The sequence below is a fragment of the Nitratireductor sp. ZSWI3 genome (assembly GCF_024655565.1).
Classification (GTDB): domain Bacteria; phylum Pseudomonadota; class Alphaproteobacteria; order Rhizobiales; family Rhizobiaceae; genus Nitratireductor.
In genome coordinates this window covers 14862-29479 of record NZ_JANKOF010000026.1, presented here as the reverse complement: position 1 = coordinate 29479, position 14618 = coordinate 14862, and the positions used below count along the sequence as shown (strand labels likewise).

The 14618-nt window shown below is 62.8% G+C and carries 15 protein-coding genes, 1 tRNA gene and 1 pseudogene; 9 read left to right on the top strand and 8 right to left on the bottom strand.

Going from position 1 to position 14618, the window contains the following annotated elements:
* Positions 1-5: 5 nt before the first annotated feature.
* Both NUU27_RS10625 and NUU27_RS10620 read right to left on the bottom strand, forming a co-directional pair.
* Complete coding sequence (locus NUU27_RS10625) at positions 6-479, bottom strand: OsmC family protein (protein ID WP_257762071.1); 474 nt, start codon at positions 477-479, stop codon at positions 6-8.
* A 257-nt stretch (positions 480-736) separates the two neighbouring features.
* Positions 737-2290: an amidase gene (locus NUU27_RS10620; RefSeq protein ID WP_257762070.1), complete on the bottom strand. Its 1554-nt coding sequence runs from the start codon at positions 2288-2290 to the stop codon at positions 737-739.
* Between NUU27_RS10620 and NUU27_RS10615 the strand changes: the two genes are divergently transcribed.
* From NUU27_RS10615 to NUU27_RS25495, 4 genes and pseudogenes are all read left to right on the top strand, one after another.
* A complete protein-coding gene (locus NUU27_RS10615; protein ID WP_257762069.1) occupies positions 2259-3098 on the top strand; it encodes an AraC family transcriptional regulator in 840 nt (279 codons plus the stop codon). The two genes, NUU27_RS10620 and NUU27_RS10615, sit on opposite strands and share 32 nt — an antisense overlap.
* Positions 3099-3142: 44 nt before the next feature.
* Positions 3143-4063 carry a LysR family transcriptional regulator gene (locus NUU27_RS10610; RefSeq protein WP_257762068.1) on the top strand — a complete coding sequence of 307 codons (921 nt, stop codon included), beginning with the start codon at positions 3143-3145 and terminating at the stop codon, positions 4061-4063.
* 263 nt (positions 4064-4326) lie between these two features.
* Positions 4327-4641, top strand: coding sequence for a hypothetical protein (locus NUU27_RS10605; RefSeq protein ID WP_257762067.1), 315 nt, complete (start codon positions 4327-4329; stop codon positions 4639-4641).
* A pseudogene (locus NUU27_RS25495) lies at positions 4559-5647 on the top strand (recombinase family protein); the annotation flags it as partial. The gene NUU27_RS10605 and the pseudogene NUU27_RS25495, both read left to right, overlap by 83 nt.
* A 78-nt stretch (positions 5648-5725) precedes the next feature.
* Here the strand turns inward: NUU27_RS25495 and NUU27_RS25490 are convergent.
* The gene (locus tag NUU27_RS25490) at positions 5726-5938 is read right to left on the bottom strand and encodes a hypothetical protein (protein WP_308219962.1); all 213 of its coding nucleotides are present in this window, start codon (positions 5936-5938) and stop codon (positions 5726-5728) included.
* Positions 5939-6176: 238 nt separating this feature from the next.
* Positions 6177-6253: transfer RNA gene (locus NUU27_RS10595), tRNA-Met, on the bottom strand.
* Between the two features lie 214 nt (positions 6254-6467).
* On the opposite strand from NUU27_RS10595, the gene NUU27_RS10590 reads away from it, so the two are divergent.
* A complete protein-coding gene (locus NUU27_RS10590) occupies positions 6468-7421 on the top strand; it encodes a Gfo/Idh/MocA family protein (RefSeq protein ID WP_257762066.1) in 954 nt (317 codons plus the stop codon).
* 49 nt (positions 7422-7470) lie between these two features.
* Here the strand turns inward: NUU27_RS10590 and mnmA are convergent, their stop codons facing one another.
* Positions 7471-8655 carry a tRNA 2-thiouridine(34) synthase MnmA gene (gene mnmA, locus NUU27_RS10585; protein WP_257762065.1) on the bottom strand — a complete coding sequence of 395 codons (1185 nt, stop codon included), beginning with the start codon at positions 8653-8655 and terminating at the stop codon, positions 7471-7473.
* Positions 8656-8943: 288 nt separating this feature from the next.
* Here mnmA and NUU27_RS10580 point away from each other — a divergent pair, with 288 nt between their 5' ends.
* Positions 8944-9219: a DUF1153 domain-containing protein gene (locus NUU27_RS10580; RefSeq protein WP_007009631.1), complete on the top strand. Its 276-nt coding sequence runs from the start codon at positions 8944-8946 to the stop codon at positions 9217-9219.
* A 199-nt stretch (positions 9220-9418) separates the two neighbouring features.
* Here the strand turns inward: NUU27_RS10580 and NUU27_RS10575 are convergent, their stop codons facing one another.
* Positions 9419-9793 (bottom strand): flagellar export protein FliJ, encoded by a 375-nt coding sequence (locus tag NUU27_RS10575; protein ID WP_257762064.1) that lies wholly within the window; start codon positions 9791-9793, stop codon positions 9419-9421.
* A gap of 444 nt (positions 9794-10237) precedes the next feature.
* Here NUU27_RS10575 and ctrA point away from each other — a divergent pair, with 444 nt between their 5' ends.
* Positions 10238-10933 (top strand): response regulator transcription factor CtrA, encoded by a 696-nt coding sequence (ctrA, locus tag NUU27_RS10570; RefSeq protein WP_008598602.1) that lies wholly within the window; start codon positions 10238-10240, stop codon positions 10931-10933.
* Positions 10934-11024: 91 nt separating this feature from the next.
* Here ctrA and NUU27_RS10565 read toward each other — a convergent pair whose 3' ends face one another.
* Positions 11025-11393, bottom strand: a complete 369-nt coding sequence (locus NUU27_RS10565) for a PleD family two-component system response regulator (RefSeq protein ID WP_257762063.1) — start codon at positions 11391-11393, stop codon at positions 11025-11027.
* A gap of 190 nt (positions 11394-11583) precedes the next feature.
* The gene (gene chpT, locus NUU27_RS10560; RefSeq protein WP_257762062.1) at positions 11584-12216 is read right to left on the bottom strand and encodes a histidine phosphotransferase ChpT; all 633 of its coding nucleotides are present in this window, start codon (positions 12214-12216) and stop codon (positions 11584-11586) included.
* Between the two features lie 383 nt (positions 12217-12599).
* On the opposite strand from chpT, the gene NUU27_RS10555 reads away from it, so the two are divergent.
* Together NUU27_RS10555 and NUU27_RS10550 are read left to right on the top strand one after the other, a co-directional pair.
* On the top strand, positions 12600-13184 hold the full coding sequence (locus tag NUU27_RS10555) for a DUF1134 domain-containing protein (RefSeq protein WP_374566388.1): 585 nt from the start codon (positions 12600-12602) through the stop codon (positions 13182-13184).
* 141 nt (positions 13185-13325) lie between these two features.
* On the top strand, positions 13326-14567 hold the full coding sequence (locus tag NUU27_RS10550) for a hypothetical protein (protein ID WP_257762061.1): 1242 nt from the start codon (positions 13326-13328) through the stop codon (positions 14565-14567).
* The last annotated feature ends 51 nt before the right edge of the window (positions 14568-14618 follow it).

Genomic DNA, 14618 nt, shown 5'->3' with positions numbered 1-14618 from the left:
AGCAGCTATGCCGCTGGCAGGCCGCCTTCCTCCACGTTGATATCCGTCGTCACCGAGTTGGCTATGAAGCACTGCTCGTGGGCCTGGCGGTGCAGGCGCTCGCTTTCGGCCCCCGTAGGCTGGCGGCCCCTATATGCGATCTCCGGGCGCAATGTCACGCAGGTCACGGCCATGCGGCCTTCGCCGTTCTTCTCCATCACCCCCATTGCTGTGTCACGGTAGCGTGTTACCACAAATCCGGCTAATCGCGCAACGTGCAGGAAAGTCAGCATATGACAGTTCGAGATGGAGGCCACCAGCATCTCCTCCGGGTCCACCGCGCCCGGCGCGGCCCACTTGCCGACCACATGATGCGAGGCGGTTGCGGGGACCACGTGCTCTGAAAATCTCACATCGTGGCCGCGGCTGTAGTGGCCTTTCAGGAAGTCCTCCGCAGACCCATCCAGCGCCCATTCGATTGTCGCGCGATATTCGGCCATCCAAGAAGCTCCAATCTCTAACGGGACGTGGCCAACGGCTTGTACAGATAGGCGACTCCCGTTTGTGTGTGGGTCATGACCCTCCAAAAGCTCTACCCATGAGTGCATTCAGAAAAAGCGAACATCATCGCTAACCCGTTTGGTAACGGTGAATCCGCTTCCCTGCGATATGGTGCCTTCTCCCCGCAAACCAACGAGGAACAGCAACCGAGCGTCCAGATAGATGCGCTGCCTCAGCCGGTCCAAGATAGCGTGCTCTACACGAGGCTAGTCGGTTTTCTGAAGCCTCCGAATTGGGCCTCTACGAGCGCAGCGAAGCGAAGCGTCGTCAGATCGCCGTAGCGCTTTCCGACCACCTGCATACCGATAGGCATGCCACCGGCATCCGCTCCGATCGGCATCGTGGTCGACGGCAGGCCGGTCGGGTTGGTCAGAGACGACCACAGCGGCAGGATGTCATAGCCCGCCTCGCTACCATCGACCGTCAACCGCCGTTCCCCGAACGGGCGCTCATCATGCGAGAACGCGGTGACCGGGGCGGCGGGGCAGACAACGACATCGAACTGAGAAAAGAGCTGCTTCCAGCCGAGTTGAAGGCCCAAGCGGTGGCGATCGAGTTCAACCCAGTCCCGGTGGCTCATAGTCATCGCCTGGCTGTCGAAATCGTCTGCGTCTTTGGCTGTATCATAGTCGTCACGCGGCGTATCCACGCCCATCAATGACATCAGCAATGCCTGGAATGTACGGGCAATATCCGTCAGCGAGGGCAGGGTTTCCGCTTTGCGGGCGACCTTGCACCCGGCCTCTTCAAGATGTTTTGCAACCTCTGCAATCGCGCTCTGAACAGCCGAGGCCGTCGGACACAGCGGGTGCTTGTCGAGAACGAGCACACGAAAATCGCGCAGGTTCTTCTGCCCGGCAGGGGGCAGAGCAAGGCGATAGGCTTCGGCCTCCAAGCCGTCGGGGCCGGCGACCAAGCCGAGCGCCAGTTCGAGATCGAGAGCGCTGCGCGCGATCGGGCCCACAGCGGCCTGATCGACGTCAGACGCGATCGGCAGGCGCGGCGCCATCGGCGGCGCAAAGCCGCGCATCGGCACGACACCTTGGCTGGGCCGATGCGCGAACACGCCGCAAAAGGCGGCGGGAATACGCAGCGAGCCGGCGAGGTCGGATCCGAACTCCAACGCAACCATGTCCGCGGCGACCGCCGCTGCGCCTCCGCCGGAGGAGCCGCCGGGGGTCTTGTCCGGGTTCCATGGATTATTCGTCCGGCCAAAGCGGGGGTTGGCGCACTGCCAGTCGGCCAGCATCGTGGCGATGTTGGATTTTCCAAGGATGATTGCGCCGGCCGCGCGAAGCCTCCTGACCAGAACGGAGTCCTCGCCTGCCGGCGCGTGCTCTCCCGGCAGTCCCCAACTGGTCACAAGCCCTTCGACATCGAACCCTTCCTTGACGGTGACGGGAAGTCCCAGCAGCGGCTTGTCGCTTCCCGCCTTGCGCTCCTTGTCCGCCGTCGCGGCATCGGCGCGGGCACGGTCGAAATCCCGTGTGACAACGGCATTGATATGCTCGTCAAGCGCCTCGATGCGCGCGATGGCGAAATCGACCAATTCTTTGGCACTCACCTCACCTTTGTTGAGGCTATCAATGCATTGGGTCGCGTTGGCATAGTTCATTGTCCGGTCCTCCTTTAAAAGATTGACCGCAAGAATATTGAGCACGCCGCAGACCCGCTTGATCGGATTTGCGGTCGGTAACGCCGGAGGTTTCGGTAAACTCGTGTCCATCGTTAAACAGGCCTTGTGGATCATCGAACGGCATCTCGACCGCGAGCTGCGTCTCGCTGACCTCGCCGTCGCGTGTCGCGTTACTCCAACGCATCTGTCGCACGCGTTCAGTCAGAGTATCGGGCAATCTGTGACGGGTTATATCCGGGGGCGGCGCCTGTCGCGGGCGGCCGAACGCCTTGCCGCAGGTGCCGCCGACATTATGCAGGTCGCTCTCGAAGCCGGATACGGTTCGCACGAAGCCTTCACACGCGCTTTCGGAAAGGAATTCGGCACGACGCCCGAAAAGGTGCGGGAGATTGGCACAATTGCCGGTCTGCACCTTACTGCCGCAGCCGACATGATCGACGATCTGAGGCCCACAATTCGTCCCATTGGGCGCAAGCGCAGTTCCGGCTTGCGCATGGTAGGGCTTGCCGCACGATTTGGTCCCGCAACCATGCACGAGATACCAGCGCTGTGGCACAGGTTCGCGTCTCTTTATCCCCTGATCGAGAACCGGAGAGACCCTGTACCGGTCGGACTCGCCGGCCCATTCGCAGAGGATGGCGCCTTCGACTATGCCTGCGCGGTCGAAGTATCCGCCGAGGCGGAGCCGCCAACCGGTGCTGCAGTTCTAGAGATTCCGACCAGCGATTATCTCATTTTTCGCCATCAGGGGCACGTCGCAACGGTCAGCGGGACATACAAGCGAATACTCGATCAGGCGTTGCCGGAACAAGGCTGGACGCTGCCGCACCAACCGATCCTAGAACGCCACGACAATGGTTTTGATGTGGGGACCGGCGAAGGCGGTATCTCGATATGGGTGCCGATTAATTCTCCTCTCTGATGACGGCCTGACCATCTACCAATGCGCAGGAAGACGGGGGCAACATGGGTGTCGAGGCGCTGCGCCACCTGAAATACGTTTTCGCGGCGGTCGAGCTTGGCAGTATGCGCTGCGTTGCGCGAGCGTTCGGAGTGTGTGAATCGACCGTCAGCCGCAATATCGGTGCTCTTGAACAACAACTCGATATTCAGATCTTTCAGCGCGACCACAATGGCGTCCAGCTCACCAAGGAAGGGCGGGACTGGATTGAAAGCGTGCGAGGTCACTATGATGACCTTGAAGATGCCCTGATCTGCGCGGCTCGGCGAAACAGGGGGAGCGACAAGCTGCGCATCGGCCTTAGCGTACCCTTCGGCCGCGAGTTCCTGGTGCGTGTCATTGAACGCTTCGAAAGAAGCCATGCGGATATCGACGTAACCATCCAGGACGGCTCCTGTCACAAGCAAGTCTCCGCCATCCGCCGCCGTCATCTCGACATCGCCTTCATTTGCGGCGGCTGCGAAACGCGTGCCTGCCAGAGCGAGCAGATCTGGGAGGAAGGGATAGCCGCTCTGCTTCCAACGGGTCATCCGCTTGCAAGGAAGGCATCGCTGACTTGGGCCGACCTCGCCGGCGAGCGTCTGCTCGTACCGCAGGGTGCCGATGGTCCGCTGCTCGACTCCTGTTTGATGCACCAGATAAGGGCGGGCGAGCACGCACCATTCATCGAGCAATGCCAGGCCTGCCAGACGACAGTTATTCTCAAGGTACAGATCGGCAGAGGCTTCACGATCACCGGCGAGAGCTTTGCCAAGGGTGTCAATATTCAAGGGACAGCGTGGAGGCCCATAACTGACCCGGATACCACCGGGCTAGTCAAGGCTGTCTGGCTTGAGTCCAATCCCAAACGCGTCGTCCTGCGCCTTCTCGGCATAGCGAGAAATATGGCCAGGAACGGATTACGACTTCCAGAATGGAAACTCTGAGCGACCGAGACATAAGTGACGAACGGTGCCAGAGATCTTCACCTTCGGAGAACGGCCAACTGGATTGACCCCACCAATGGCGGTTCATGAGCTAAGAGGTTGGCAGATCGTTGCGCGTATCCTGCACGGTCAGCAGGACGAAACAATATTCCAGGCCGTCGCGCTGACCTGACCCGTCCGTTATGCACGCTATGCTTCGCCATGCTTCGAACGCAGACCGATAGGTATTCCATAGTTCACTGCGGCGCCTCATGGTCATCTTCATGGCCGACCGCAGCAAGAAAATCGCCAGTGTTACATCACGTTTTCCCGCTGCCGAGCACAATGCACGGCGGACTTCCGAAGTCGCACGGCTGTACGCCAAGAAAGCTCGCAGTGATGAACAGACTTGTCGGGAACATCTCCCAACTACAGGAAAAGCCTTGCCCGCAGAGATTGGTGATGCGATTCTGAAACTCGCGCGGGTTCTCGCACGCCAAGCCGCCAGAGAAGACCATGCGCGCCAACAAGCTGGGAGCGCAAGTCATGACGAAACGCGCGGCGATTTACGCGAGATTTTCCACCGACCTGCAAAATGAACGATCAATCGAGGATCAGGTCACCCTCTGCAGGAAGCATGCCGCAGAAAACAATCTCACGATTGTTGCGACCTATGAAGACAGAGCCCGTTCGGGCGCCTCGGTGTTTGGACGAGAAGGTCTCGTTCAACTCATGGATGCCGCCCGTGATGGCGCGTTCGATGTCGTGGTCATCGAAGCCCTCGACAGGCTTTCACGCGACATGGAGGACCTGGCGGGTATCCACAAGCGCCTGTCCTTTCTCAACATTGAAATCCGCGCTGTCCACGATGGTGTCGCCAATACGGTTCTCGTCGGTCTTCGGGGGCTGGTCGGTCAACTCTATCGTGAAGACAACGCGCACAAGATTCGCCGCGGCCAGGCCGGACGCGTCGGTCAGGGCCTCAACGCCGGTGGCCTGACATACGGCTATGCTCCGGTTCCTGGTGAGCCTGGGAAGCGACAGATTGTCGAAGAAGAGGCCGAGGTCATCCGTCGTATCTTCGATGAGTATGTCGCCGGGCGCACCCCGCGTGATATTGCGCGTGACCTCAACTGCGACAACGTTCCACCTCCGCGCGGTACGAAATGGAACGCTTCGACAATCAACGGCAATGTGCAACGCGGCACCGGCATCCTGCAAAACGAACTCTATGGTGGCCGGCTGGTCTGGAACAAGGTGCGCATGGTGAAGGATCCTGACACGGGCCGCCGCGTCTCGCGCCCTAATCCGAAAGAGGAGTGGCAGTCGTCCGACGTGCCAGAGCTCGCGATTGTCGATCGCGAACTGTTCGATCAGGCGCAGGCACGCAAACGTGAGCGTAGCCTTGAGCATCCTCACCACCATCGCCGACCGCGTCACATGCTTTCGGGGCTTTTGCGGTGCGGCGCGTGCGGGTCGGGCATGTCGACCAACGGCAAGGACAAGTCGGGCCGCATCCGGATCAGGTGCTCGGCCGCGACGGAAAGCGGGTCGTGTCCAGACCCGAAGACTTTCTATCTCGAAACCGTGGAAGCCGCTGTTCTGACCGGACTGCGAGCCGAGATGAAGAGCCCCAAGGTGCTCGCGGAATACGTGAAGACCTATCACGAGGAGCGCAAGCGACTATCGGCGGAGGCCGATGCCAATCGAACGCGGCTTGAGCACCGTGCCGATAAGCTCAAACGCGAGATCGACCGGCTGGTCGATCATCTCGCCAAGGGCATCGGCGATCCATATGTGATCGGTCCCCGCTCGACGGAACTCTACCACGAGCGCCAAGCGGTGCTTGCTGAGCTGGAGAAAGCTCCGCCCGCATTCGAGGTCGTCTCGCTGCATCCAGCGATCCTGAAGCGCTACGAAGAGCAACTCGAAAGCCTGCAAGATGCACTAGCGGAAGGCATGCGTTCGGGCGACCGGGAATGCGCGGAAGCCATACGGGAACTCGTCGAAACGGTGACGGTTTACCGCGACCCTTCAGAACCGGGCGCCGTCGAGATCGAGATTGCAGGACGCCTGAATTCGATCCTTGGCGAGCGCGCTTACCCCAATGGGGTCAAACGGGTGTGGGGATTGGTGGTAGCGGAGGAGGGACTCGAACCCCCGACACAAGGATTATGATTCCTCTGCTCTAACCAACTGAGCTACTCCGCCGCCGCAAGGGCCCGCTGGCGGCGCCCTTGGAGAGACGGGCGGATATAAGGTCCCGCCGTAAGGCCTGTCAAGCGCGGTTGTCGGTTTGCACTCGGAATTTGTTTTGCCCGCCTTTATCCCTTAAAGGAGTGTCGATCTGACGGGCGAAAGGGTTGAGTCGCGGGGGCGGCGCCTGTATGTGTTTGCTGCGCCAGACTTTCAGGCGAAGGATTTTATGAAACCGCGTATTGCAGTCCTGGGATGTGGCTATTGGGGCTCCAACCATATCCGAACCCTCAAGTCCCTGGGCGCACTCGCAGCCGTATCGGACGCCAACGAGGCGCGCGCGGAAGGTTTTGCCAGCGAGCACGATTGCGCGGCGATCGCCCCCGAGGCCCTTTTCGACAACAAGGACATCGACGCCCTCGTCCTTGCCCTGCCGCCGCAGTTTCATGCCGAATATGCGATCCGCGCCGTAGAGGCGGGCAAGGACGTGCTGGTCGAAAAGCCCATCGCGCTGACGGTCGCCGACGCGGAGCGGGCGGTGGCCGCCGCCCGCCAGCACAAGCGCGTCATCATGGTGGGCCATGTGCTGCGCTTCCACCCGGCCTTCGAGAAGCTCAAGGCGCTGATCGACCAGGGCGACCTCGGCGAGGTGCGCTACATCCATTCGCACCGCCTCGGGCTCGGCAAGTTCCACACCGAGAACGACGCGCTGTGGGACCTTGCCCCGCACGATTTGTCGATGATCCTCGCCATCACCGGTGCGGCGCCGGTCGAGGTGCGCGGCGAGGGGGCCGCTCTTCTCGACCATCTGAGCGATTTCGCACATCTGCACATGCTGTTTCCCGGCGGGCTGAGAAGCCACCTTTTCACCTCGCGCCTCAACCCCTACCGCGAGCGCCGCCTGACCGTCGTCGGCGACAAGGCGATGGCGGTGTTCGACGATGTGGAGCCCTGGTCGCGCAAGCTGGCCGTCTATCGCCACGCCGTCTGGCAGGACAGCGGCCACTGGGCCTTCACCACCAACGAGCCCACCTATGTGGAGGTGGAGGAGGGGATGCCCCTGACGCGCGAGCTCGAGCACTTCATCCATTGCATCGGAACGCGCGAGGCCCCGCGCACGACCGGCGAAGAAGCGATCGAGGTGCTGCGCATCCTCACCGCCGGCTCGGTCACCCACGGCTGATCGTCCGATTTGCCGAAAGATGCGGGCCGGCGCGCGAAGCGCTTGAGGATCAGGCCCTTTCGGCGGCGATCGCCGCCAGGCGCGAGAGCTGGGCTTCCGCCTCCACGCCCCGCTCGGAGCGCTCGATGAAGCCGCCGCCCAGCACGCGCGCCTCGTTGCCCTCGTCCGAATAGAGAACGCAGGCCTGGCCCGGCGCCACGCCGGCCTCGCCCTCGGTCAGCTCCACCCAGGTGGCGCCGTCCTGGTGGTGCAGCACGGCCGGCCGCGGCGGCCGGGTCGAACGCACCTTGGCGAACACCTCGAGGCCGGCGCGCGGCAGATCGGCGATCGGCCCGTCGCCCAGCCAGTTCACCTGCCGCAGATAGACCCTGTGGGTCTCCAGCGCCTCGCGCGGGCCGACGATGACGCGGGCGCGCTCGGCGTCGAGATGCACCACGTAGAGCGGCTCGCCAGTCGCCACGCCGATGCCGCGGCGCTGGCCGATCGTGTAATGCAGCACGCCCTCGTGCCGGCCGAGCAGGCGCCCGTCCAGATGCACGATGTCGCCCGGTGTCGCCGCCTCCGGCTTCAGCTTGCCGATGATGTCGGAGTATTTTCCGCGCGGCACGAAGCAGATGTCCTGGCTGTCCTGCTTGGCGGCGACGCTGAGGCCCATCTGCTCGGCGATGGCGCGCACCTGCGGCTTCGAAAGCCCGCCGAGCGGGAAGCGCAGATAGTCGATCTGCTCCTGCGTGGTGGCAAACAGGAAATAGCTCTGGTCGCGGTCGGCATCCACCGGGCGCAGCAGGGCGCGGTGGGCGCCGTTGGCGCGGCTGCGGATGTAGTGGCCGGTGGCGAGCGCGTCGGCGCCCAGTTCGCGCGCCGTCTCCAGGAGATCGGCGAACTTGACGGTCTGGTTGCAGGAGACGCACGGGATCGGCGTCTCGCCCGCCACATAGCTCTGCGCGAAGGGGTCGATCACCGCCTCGCGGAAGCGCTGCTCGTAGTTCAGCACGTAATGGGGGATGCCGAGCGTTTCGGCCACGCGGCGCGCATCGTCGATGTCCTGGCCCGCGCAGCAGGAGCCCGGCCGGTGCGCCGCCTCGCCGTGATCGTAAAGCTGCAGCGTGACACCGACCACGTCATAGCCCTCCTTCGCCAGGATGCCGGCGACCACGGAGGAATCGACGCCGCCCGACATCGCCACCACGATGCGGCAATCCTGCGGGCGTCCGGGCAGGTCAAGGCTGTTCATGAGTTCTGTCTTCTTTGTCTGTGCGATGGTCGGTCACATGCCAATGCGGCGAATATAGGTCAAGGCAGGAGCAATCGCCACCATTCCCCGCGCGCCGGCGTTAACGTTTCCGGAGGCCTTGCTGCGCTTGGCTTTGCAATGGAAATTGTTCTGTTTTGAAGCAAATGCGCGGCAAATCCCTAACGCGGGATTCATGTCCGTTACTTTATGCTTACCATGTGCTTAGGCAAATTTTAAAGCCGGCACACTACTTTGTTCCACGGGTCTTGGTTTCAGGTAGAGAGTACGATGACCGAAATGGTTCGACCGCGCGTAAAATATGTCATCGGGCCGGATGGGAGCCCGTTGACGATAGCGGATTTGCCGCCGTCAAACACGCGCCGGTGGGTGATCCGCCGCAAGGCGGAGGTGGTGGCGGCCGTTCGCGGTGGTCTCCTCAGTCTCGAGGAAGCGTGTCAGCGCTACAGGCTGACGGTCGAGGAATTCCTGTCCTGGCAGGCTTCGATCGACGATCACGGCCTCGCCGGCCTGCGCACCACGCGCATTCAGCAATATCGTCACTGACGGCTCGCGTTCCGGCCCCGGCGCCGGCACGACCGACGCATAAACGAGAAGAGGCCCGGACGGTTTCCGCCGGGCCTCTTCTCGTTGTCCCCGCTGCTCCATGGCCGGTTTCTTCGATGGACAAAGAAAAAGGCCACAGATCCTTCAGGATCCGCGGCCCGGTCGTCTCCGGTCGTGGTGCAGGGTAGGGCCGATGCGCTCAGCCGGTCATCGCGCGGGTGGCGACGGTGTCCGTGCGGTTCCGGCCGTCGCGGTTTTCCAGGGCCTCCGCCTTGGCCAGTTCGGCTTCCGCCTCGGTAAGTTCGGCCTGCGCGCTTTCGCGCTGTTGCGTGAGCTCGGCCTGCGAGTTGCGCAGGTTGTCGCGGCGCAGCCGGGCCGCCTTGGCGAAGGTCGGATAGGCGAAATGATTGAGATCGGTGATGCCGGCCTTGGCCTCCTCCGACATGATCTGCGCCTCCAACTCGCCGGCCATACGGTCGAATTCGGCGACCATCGCGTCCAACTGGGCCATGCGCCGGCGTTTCTCATTGACCTGAAACTGCTTCAGCCGAACGAGATTTTCACGCGGTTTCATCATCGATACTCCCAGAATACGCAGACCAACGCCGACCGGCGTTTGCACAACCCCTTCAACGCTCGACCCGCTTTCCGCCTGCCGGACCGCTTTTGGAAAACAAATTCCTAAGATTCGGCGGCCTCGGTAACCATTCGTTTACGGGCATTGTTAATCATACGGGCGATCGCTTAAGGCACGGTAAAGATTGTGCTTCGAAAAGCGTCGAATTGGTTTGTTCAGGAGTCGCTTAGCGCTGATTGCTCATGCGGACGGACATTTATGCTGGTGAATGATTCATTATTGGATTCAACTGGGTGGGCAAAGAATCTAAAAGGTGTAGGTGGTGCTTGCCAGGGGGAATTAGATTTTGTTAACCATTAGCTGGCAGCCTCCGATTCAGGCAATCACTGCTCCGGTGCCGGATGCCTGCCAGGCCGGTTCGGCGGCGGAAAGGGGAATGACATGCGCGTTTTGCTGATTGAAGACGACAGTGCGACCGCACAGAGCATCGAGCTGATGCTCAAATCGGAGAGCTTCAACGTCTATACGACGGACCTCGGAGAGGAGGGCGTCGATCTCGGCAAGCTCTACGACTACGATATCATCCTGCTCGATCTCAACCTGCCCGACATGTCGGGCTACGAGGTCTTGAGGACGCTGCGCCTCTCCAAGGTCAAGACGCCGATCCTCATCCTGTCCGGCATGGCCGGCATCGAGGACAAGGTACGCGGCCTCGGCTTCGGCGCCGACGACTATATGACCAAGCCTTTCCACAAGGACGAGCTGGTTGCCCGCATCCACGCCATCGTGCGCCGCTCGAAGGGGCATGCCCAGTCGGTGATCACCACCGGTGAGCTGATCGTCAATCTCGACGCCAAGACGGTCGAGGTCGCCGGCCAGCGCGTGCATCTGACGGGCAAGGAATACCAGATGCTCGAGCTGCTCTCGCTGCGCAAGGGCACCACGCTCACCAAGGAGATGTTCCTCAACCATCTCTATGGCGGCATGGATGAGCCGGAACTGAAGATCATCGACGTGTTCATCTGCAAGCTTCGCAAGAAGCTGGATGCCGCATCGGGCGGACAGAATTTCATCGAAACCGTCTGGGGCCGCGGCTATGTGCTGCGCGAACCCGAGGAAATCCGCGAAAGCGCCTGATCGGATTCCACCTCTTTCCGCCGATCCAGACCCGGCCTTGCGGCCGGGTTTTTCGTGTCCGGAAGCGGCGTGTCCGGCTGTCGCCGGCGCCTCAGGCGGCGAAGCGGAACTCGCGGAAATGCTCCAGAAGCTGCGTGCGCGTGAACGGTTTGAGCATGTAGCCCTTCGCGCCGGCCCGCTTGGCGCGCATGATGGCGCCGAGGTCCAGCGCGCTGAGGCACAGGAGGATGTGCGGCTTGAAATCGGCCGGCAGCGCCATCAGCTCGCGCACCAGGGCGCTGGATTCCATGTCCGGCAGGGAGCTGTCGAGGATGATGATGTCGGCCATCTCGTGGGCCGACAGGGCGATCGCTTCCTCACCCGTGGCGGCCTCGGTCACCATCATGCCGGCGCTCGACAGGATGCGCTTTGCGACTTTGCGGATCACGCTCGAATCATCGATGATGAGGCAACGAGCCATCTTCACTCCCCTTCGACCGCTGCGGTGCCGCGCAATTCACTGAACCGGCGCACCCGCCTTTTTCGAAAGCAGCCGATGCACCATGCCTCACCGGCTTTCCGGCCGATAGTCGGGACTATGGCGCGGCGCTGGTAAATTCACCGAAAAGACTTTTGGTAAAATTTGCCTTACCTGCGGTTTCTTCCGCGGATCACTGGGCAGCGCTCAGGATGATCTCGTCCGCCGTCGCCCTGATGTTGATCTTCATGCCCGTCTCCCTGGCCAGGAGCAGCGTGTAGTAGAACTGCACGCTGTGGGCGTCGATCGGCTCTTCCGGGCGGTTGCCGGAATGCAGTTCGAGGAATTTCGGCGGCACGCGCAGCATCGGCCCCTGGGCGGTGATCGTGAAGACCGGATTGGTCTCGAGCGCTTCCAGCAAGACGCGCAGCCGGCCGCCGCGCGGGATCGCCGCATTGGCGACGAGCAGCAGGTTGAGCAGCAGCTTGACCTGGTTCTTCGGTAGCAGCGCGCGCCCGCCGATCCATTCGAGCTCGGGTTTCTCGTTGTTGATGAAGGCGGTGGCCACCGACTGCGCATCGCCCGTATCGATCTGCATCCCGGCGGAGCCGGCGGCGCCGAAGGCGATGCGGGCGAACTGCAGCCGCGCGGAGGCGTTCACCGCGCTGGCGCGGATGAGGTTCATCGCGTCCTCGTCGGCTCCCCCTTCGTCGAGCAGCTCCAGCCCGTTGTTGATGGCGCCGACCGGCGAGATGATGTCGTGACACACGCGGCTGCACAGGAGAGCGGCAAGATCCGGCGCGCTCAGGGAAAGAAGTTCCGGCATGTCGTCTGTCCTCCAGATGTTGAAGCCTGTGAGACCCTGATCCCGACTGAGGCGGCGATCCCGGCCGTGCTGCCGGTCTTGTGATCCCGGTCCGACGAACCGGTTCCCACTCTCCGGGCGAATCAGATCCTGGAACGCACCGTTTCTGGTTACACAGGCCGGACAGGTGCGGCAACAGCCTGTCGCGCCCGCGGCTTTTCCGGCGATTTGCCGGTGGGAAACGGCAGCCACGCAACCTGCCGCCATCGACAGGCCATCTTTGCTGTCGAGGTTAATATTTGGAAAAGATTCGCGGCCTATTTTTAGCTGAACGTGGCTTGTTGCGGCGCGGCGGAAGCGATGTCGGCGACTGCCGGAATGCCACCCACGACGGAGTTTGATTGATGTCTTCCAGAGTTTCCCACAGCGCACGGCTCGTCCAGGCTCTTTTCGCGATGATGATCGTTCTTGGCGGTCTGTTGTCCGCTCCGGCGGCGCGGGCCAACACCGGCTACACTGCGCAGGAGATCGTCGATGCCGGGCACAATTTCTTCGGCGCGACGACCGGCGGCCTGGCAACGGTCGTCGAGAAGATCTTTTCGTCCTACGGGCTGCCGAACGGTTATGTCCTCGGCGAAGAGGGCTCGGGCGCCTTCATCGGCGGCCTGACCTATGGCGAGGGCATGCTTTACACGAAGAATGCCGGCGACCACAAAGTCTTCTGGCAGGGGCCGTCCTTCGGCTGGGACTATGGCGGGCAGGGCTCGCGCGTGATGATCCTGGTCTACAACCTGAACTCGGTCGACGGTCTCTACAGACGCTTCGCCGGTGTCGCGGGCTCGGCCTATCTGGTGGCCGGCCTCGGCTTCAACGCGCTGAAGAACGGCGATATGGTCCTGGTGCCGATCCGCACCGGCGTCGGCGCGCGCCTCGGCGTCAATATCGGCTATCTCAAGCTGACGCCCCAGGCGACCTGGAACCCGTTCTGACCGCCGGAGCAGGGGGCGCAACCGGCCCCTGCTCGACAGGCCGCGCCGGCGATCGCTTGACGGACGCGTTTTTTTGCGTGACGCAGGGGTGGGCACGGATGCGCCGGCCCTGACTGGTTTGCGCTGGAACAGGTTTTCGCGGTGATCGAGACGGTACTCGTTTTTCTGTTCGGTTTTTTCACGGCAGGCTTCCTGGCGCTTCTGGCCGCGCCGGTGCTGTGGCGTCGTGCGGTCTTTCTGACCACCCGGCGCATCGAGGCCTCGATGCCGCTGTCCATCAACGAGCTGGAAGCCGAGAAAGACCGCTTGCGGGCCGGTCACGCGATGGCGGCGCGGCGGCTGGAGATGAACATCGAGGCGCTCAACCGGAAGGCATCCAGGCAGCTTGCCGAGATCGGGCGGCTCAGCAACGAGGCCGCCGATCTTGCGCAGGGGCGGGCCGATCAGGACGAGGCGATCGCCCGCCTGCAGCAGGAAACCGCCGGCCAGGAAGCGGAACTCGCGGAAGCGGCCAAGGCCATTGGAGATCTTTCCGACCGGCTTCAGGCCGCCCAGGCCGAGCTCGACACGCGGGCGGCTGCGATCGCGCAGCTCGAGGAGATGCACGAGGAGGAGCGCATTTCGGCGAGCAGCCGGCAGGTCGAGCTCGCGGCGCGTGAAACCGACGTGCGCAAGCTGGAAGACGACCTGAGCGTTCTGCGCGACCAACGCAAGGAAGCGGTGAGCGGGATGCGTGGTGCAGTCGCCGCGCACAGGCAGACCGAGACCGCCCTGAAGGAGGAGCAGAAGCGCAATGCCGATCTCAAGAGAAAGCTGGAGGCGCAGATGACCGTGCTTTCCGACCGCGAGGAAAAGCTGGAACGCCGCGAAGGCGAGATTGCCCGCCTGCGCGCCGAGATCCGCCAGGCGAGCGAGGCGAGCCTGTCGGCACAGGCCTCGCTCCGGCTGCGGGAGGCGGAGGAGGAGCGCGATCGGCTGGCGACGGAACTGGCCGACAAGTCGCTGCAGCTGCGCAGCCTCATGTCCGGCGGCGAGGGCGGGCCGTCCCCGGCCGCGGACAGCTTCGCTGCCGAGCGCGAGAAGCTGCAAACGCGCCTGTCGAAGCTCCTCAAGGAGAACAAGAAGCTGCGGGCGGAATTGTCGGCGGCCGGCAGCCGCCAGGCGGCTTCGGGCGAGGAGGCTGCCGATGCCGGTACGGATGCCCGGCTGCGCGAGCAGATCGGCACGCTGGCTGCCGAGGTGCTCAGCCTGACAGCCGCGCTCGAGGGCGAGGGCTCGCCCATCGACGCCGCGCTTTCGGGCGCACAGAGCGCCTCGGGCGACGAGCAGCCCGCCAGCCTTGCCGACCGCGTGCGGGCCTTGCGCGAGGCGGCCGCAAGATAGGCGGCGAGCGGCTTTCCCGTTCCGACCTGAACCGGTTCATCGTTTCATGAA

What these genes read in the sequence shown, in the direction of transcription:
- NUU27_RS10625 (WP_257762071.1), bottom strand. Translation starts at nt 479, where the DNA reads ATGGCCGAATATCGCGCGACAATCGAATGGGCGCTGGATGGGTCTGCG.
- NUU27_RS10620 (WP_257762070.1), bottom strand. Translation starts at nt 2,290, where the DNA reads ATGATCCACAAGGCCTGTTTAACGATGGACACGAGTTTACCGAAACCT.
- NUU27_RS10610 (WP_257762068.1), top strand. Translation starts at nt 3,143, where the DNA reads ATGGGTGTCGAGGCGCTGCGCCACCTGAAATACGTTTTCGCGGCGGTC.
- NUU27_RS10605 (WP_257762067.1), top strand. Translation starts at nt 4,327, where the DNA reads ATGGCCGACCGCAGCAAGAAAATCGCCAGTGTTACATCACGTTTTCCC.
- NUU27_RS25490 (WP_308219962.1), bottom strand. Translation starts at nt 5,938, where the DNA reads ATGCAGCGAGACGACCTCGAATGCGGGCGGAGCTTTCTCCAGCTCAGC.
- NUU27_RS10590 (WP_257762066.1), top strand. Translation starts at nt 6,468, where the DNA reads ATGAAACCGCGTATTGCAGTCCTGGGATGTGGCTATTGGGGCTCCAAC.
- mnmA (WP_257762065.1), bottom strand. Translation starts at nt 8,655, where the DNA reads ATGAACAGCCTTGACCTGCCCGGACGCCCGCAGGATTGCCGCATCGTG.
- NUU27_RS10580 (WP_007009631.1), top strand. Translation starts at nt 8,944, where the DNA reads ATGACCGAAATGGTTCGACCGCGCGTAAAATATGTCATCGGGCCGGAT.
- NUU27_RS10575 (WP_257762064.1), bottom strand. Translation starts at nt 9,793, where the DNA reads ATGAAACCGCGTGAAAATCTCGTTCGGCTGAAGCAGTTTCAGGTCAAT.
- ctrA (WP_008598602.1), top strand. Translation starts at nt 10,238, where the DNA reads ATGCGCGTTTTGCTGATTGAAGACGACAGTGCGACCGCACAGAGCATC.
- NUU27_RS10565 (WP_257762063.1), bottom strand. Translation starts at nt 11,393, where the DNA reads ATGGCTCGTTGCCTCATCATCGATGATTCGAGCGTGATCCGCAAAGTC.
- chpT (WP_257762062.1), bottom strand. Translation starts at nt 12,216, where the DNA reads ATGCCGGAACTTCTTTCCCTGAGCGCGCCGGATCTTGCCGCTCTCCTG.
- NUU27_RS10555 (WP_374566388.1), top strand. Translation starts at nt 12,600, where the DNA reads ATGTCTTCCAGAGTTTCCCACAGCGCACGGCTCGTCCAGGCTCTTTTC.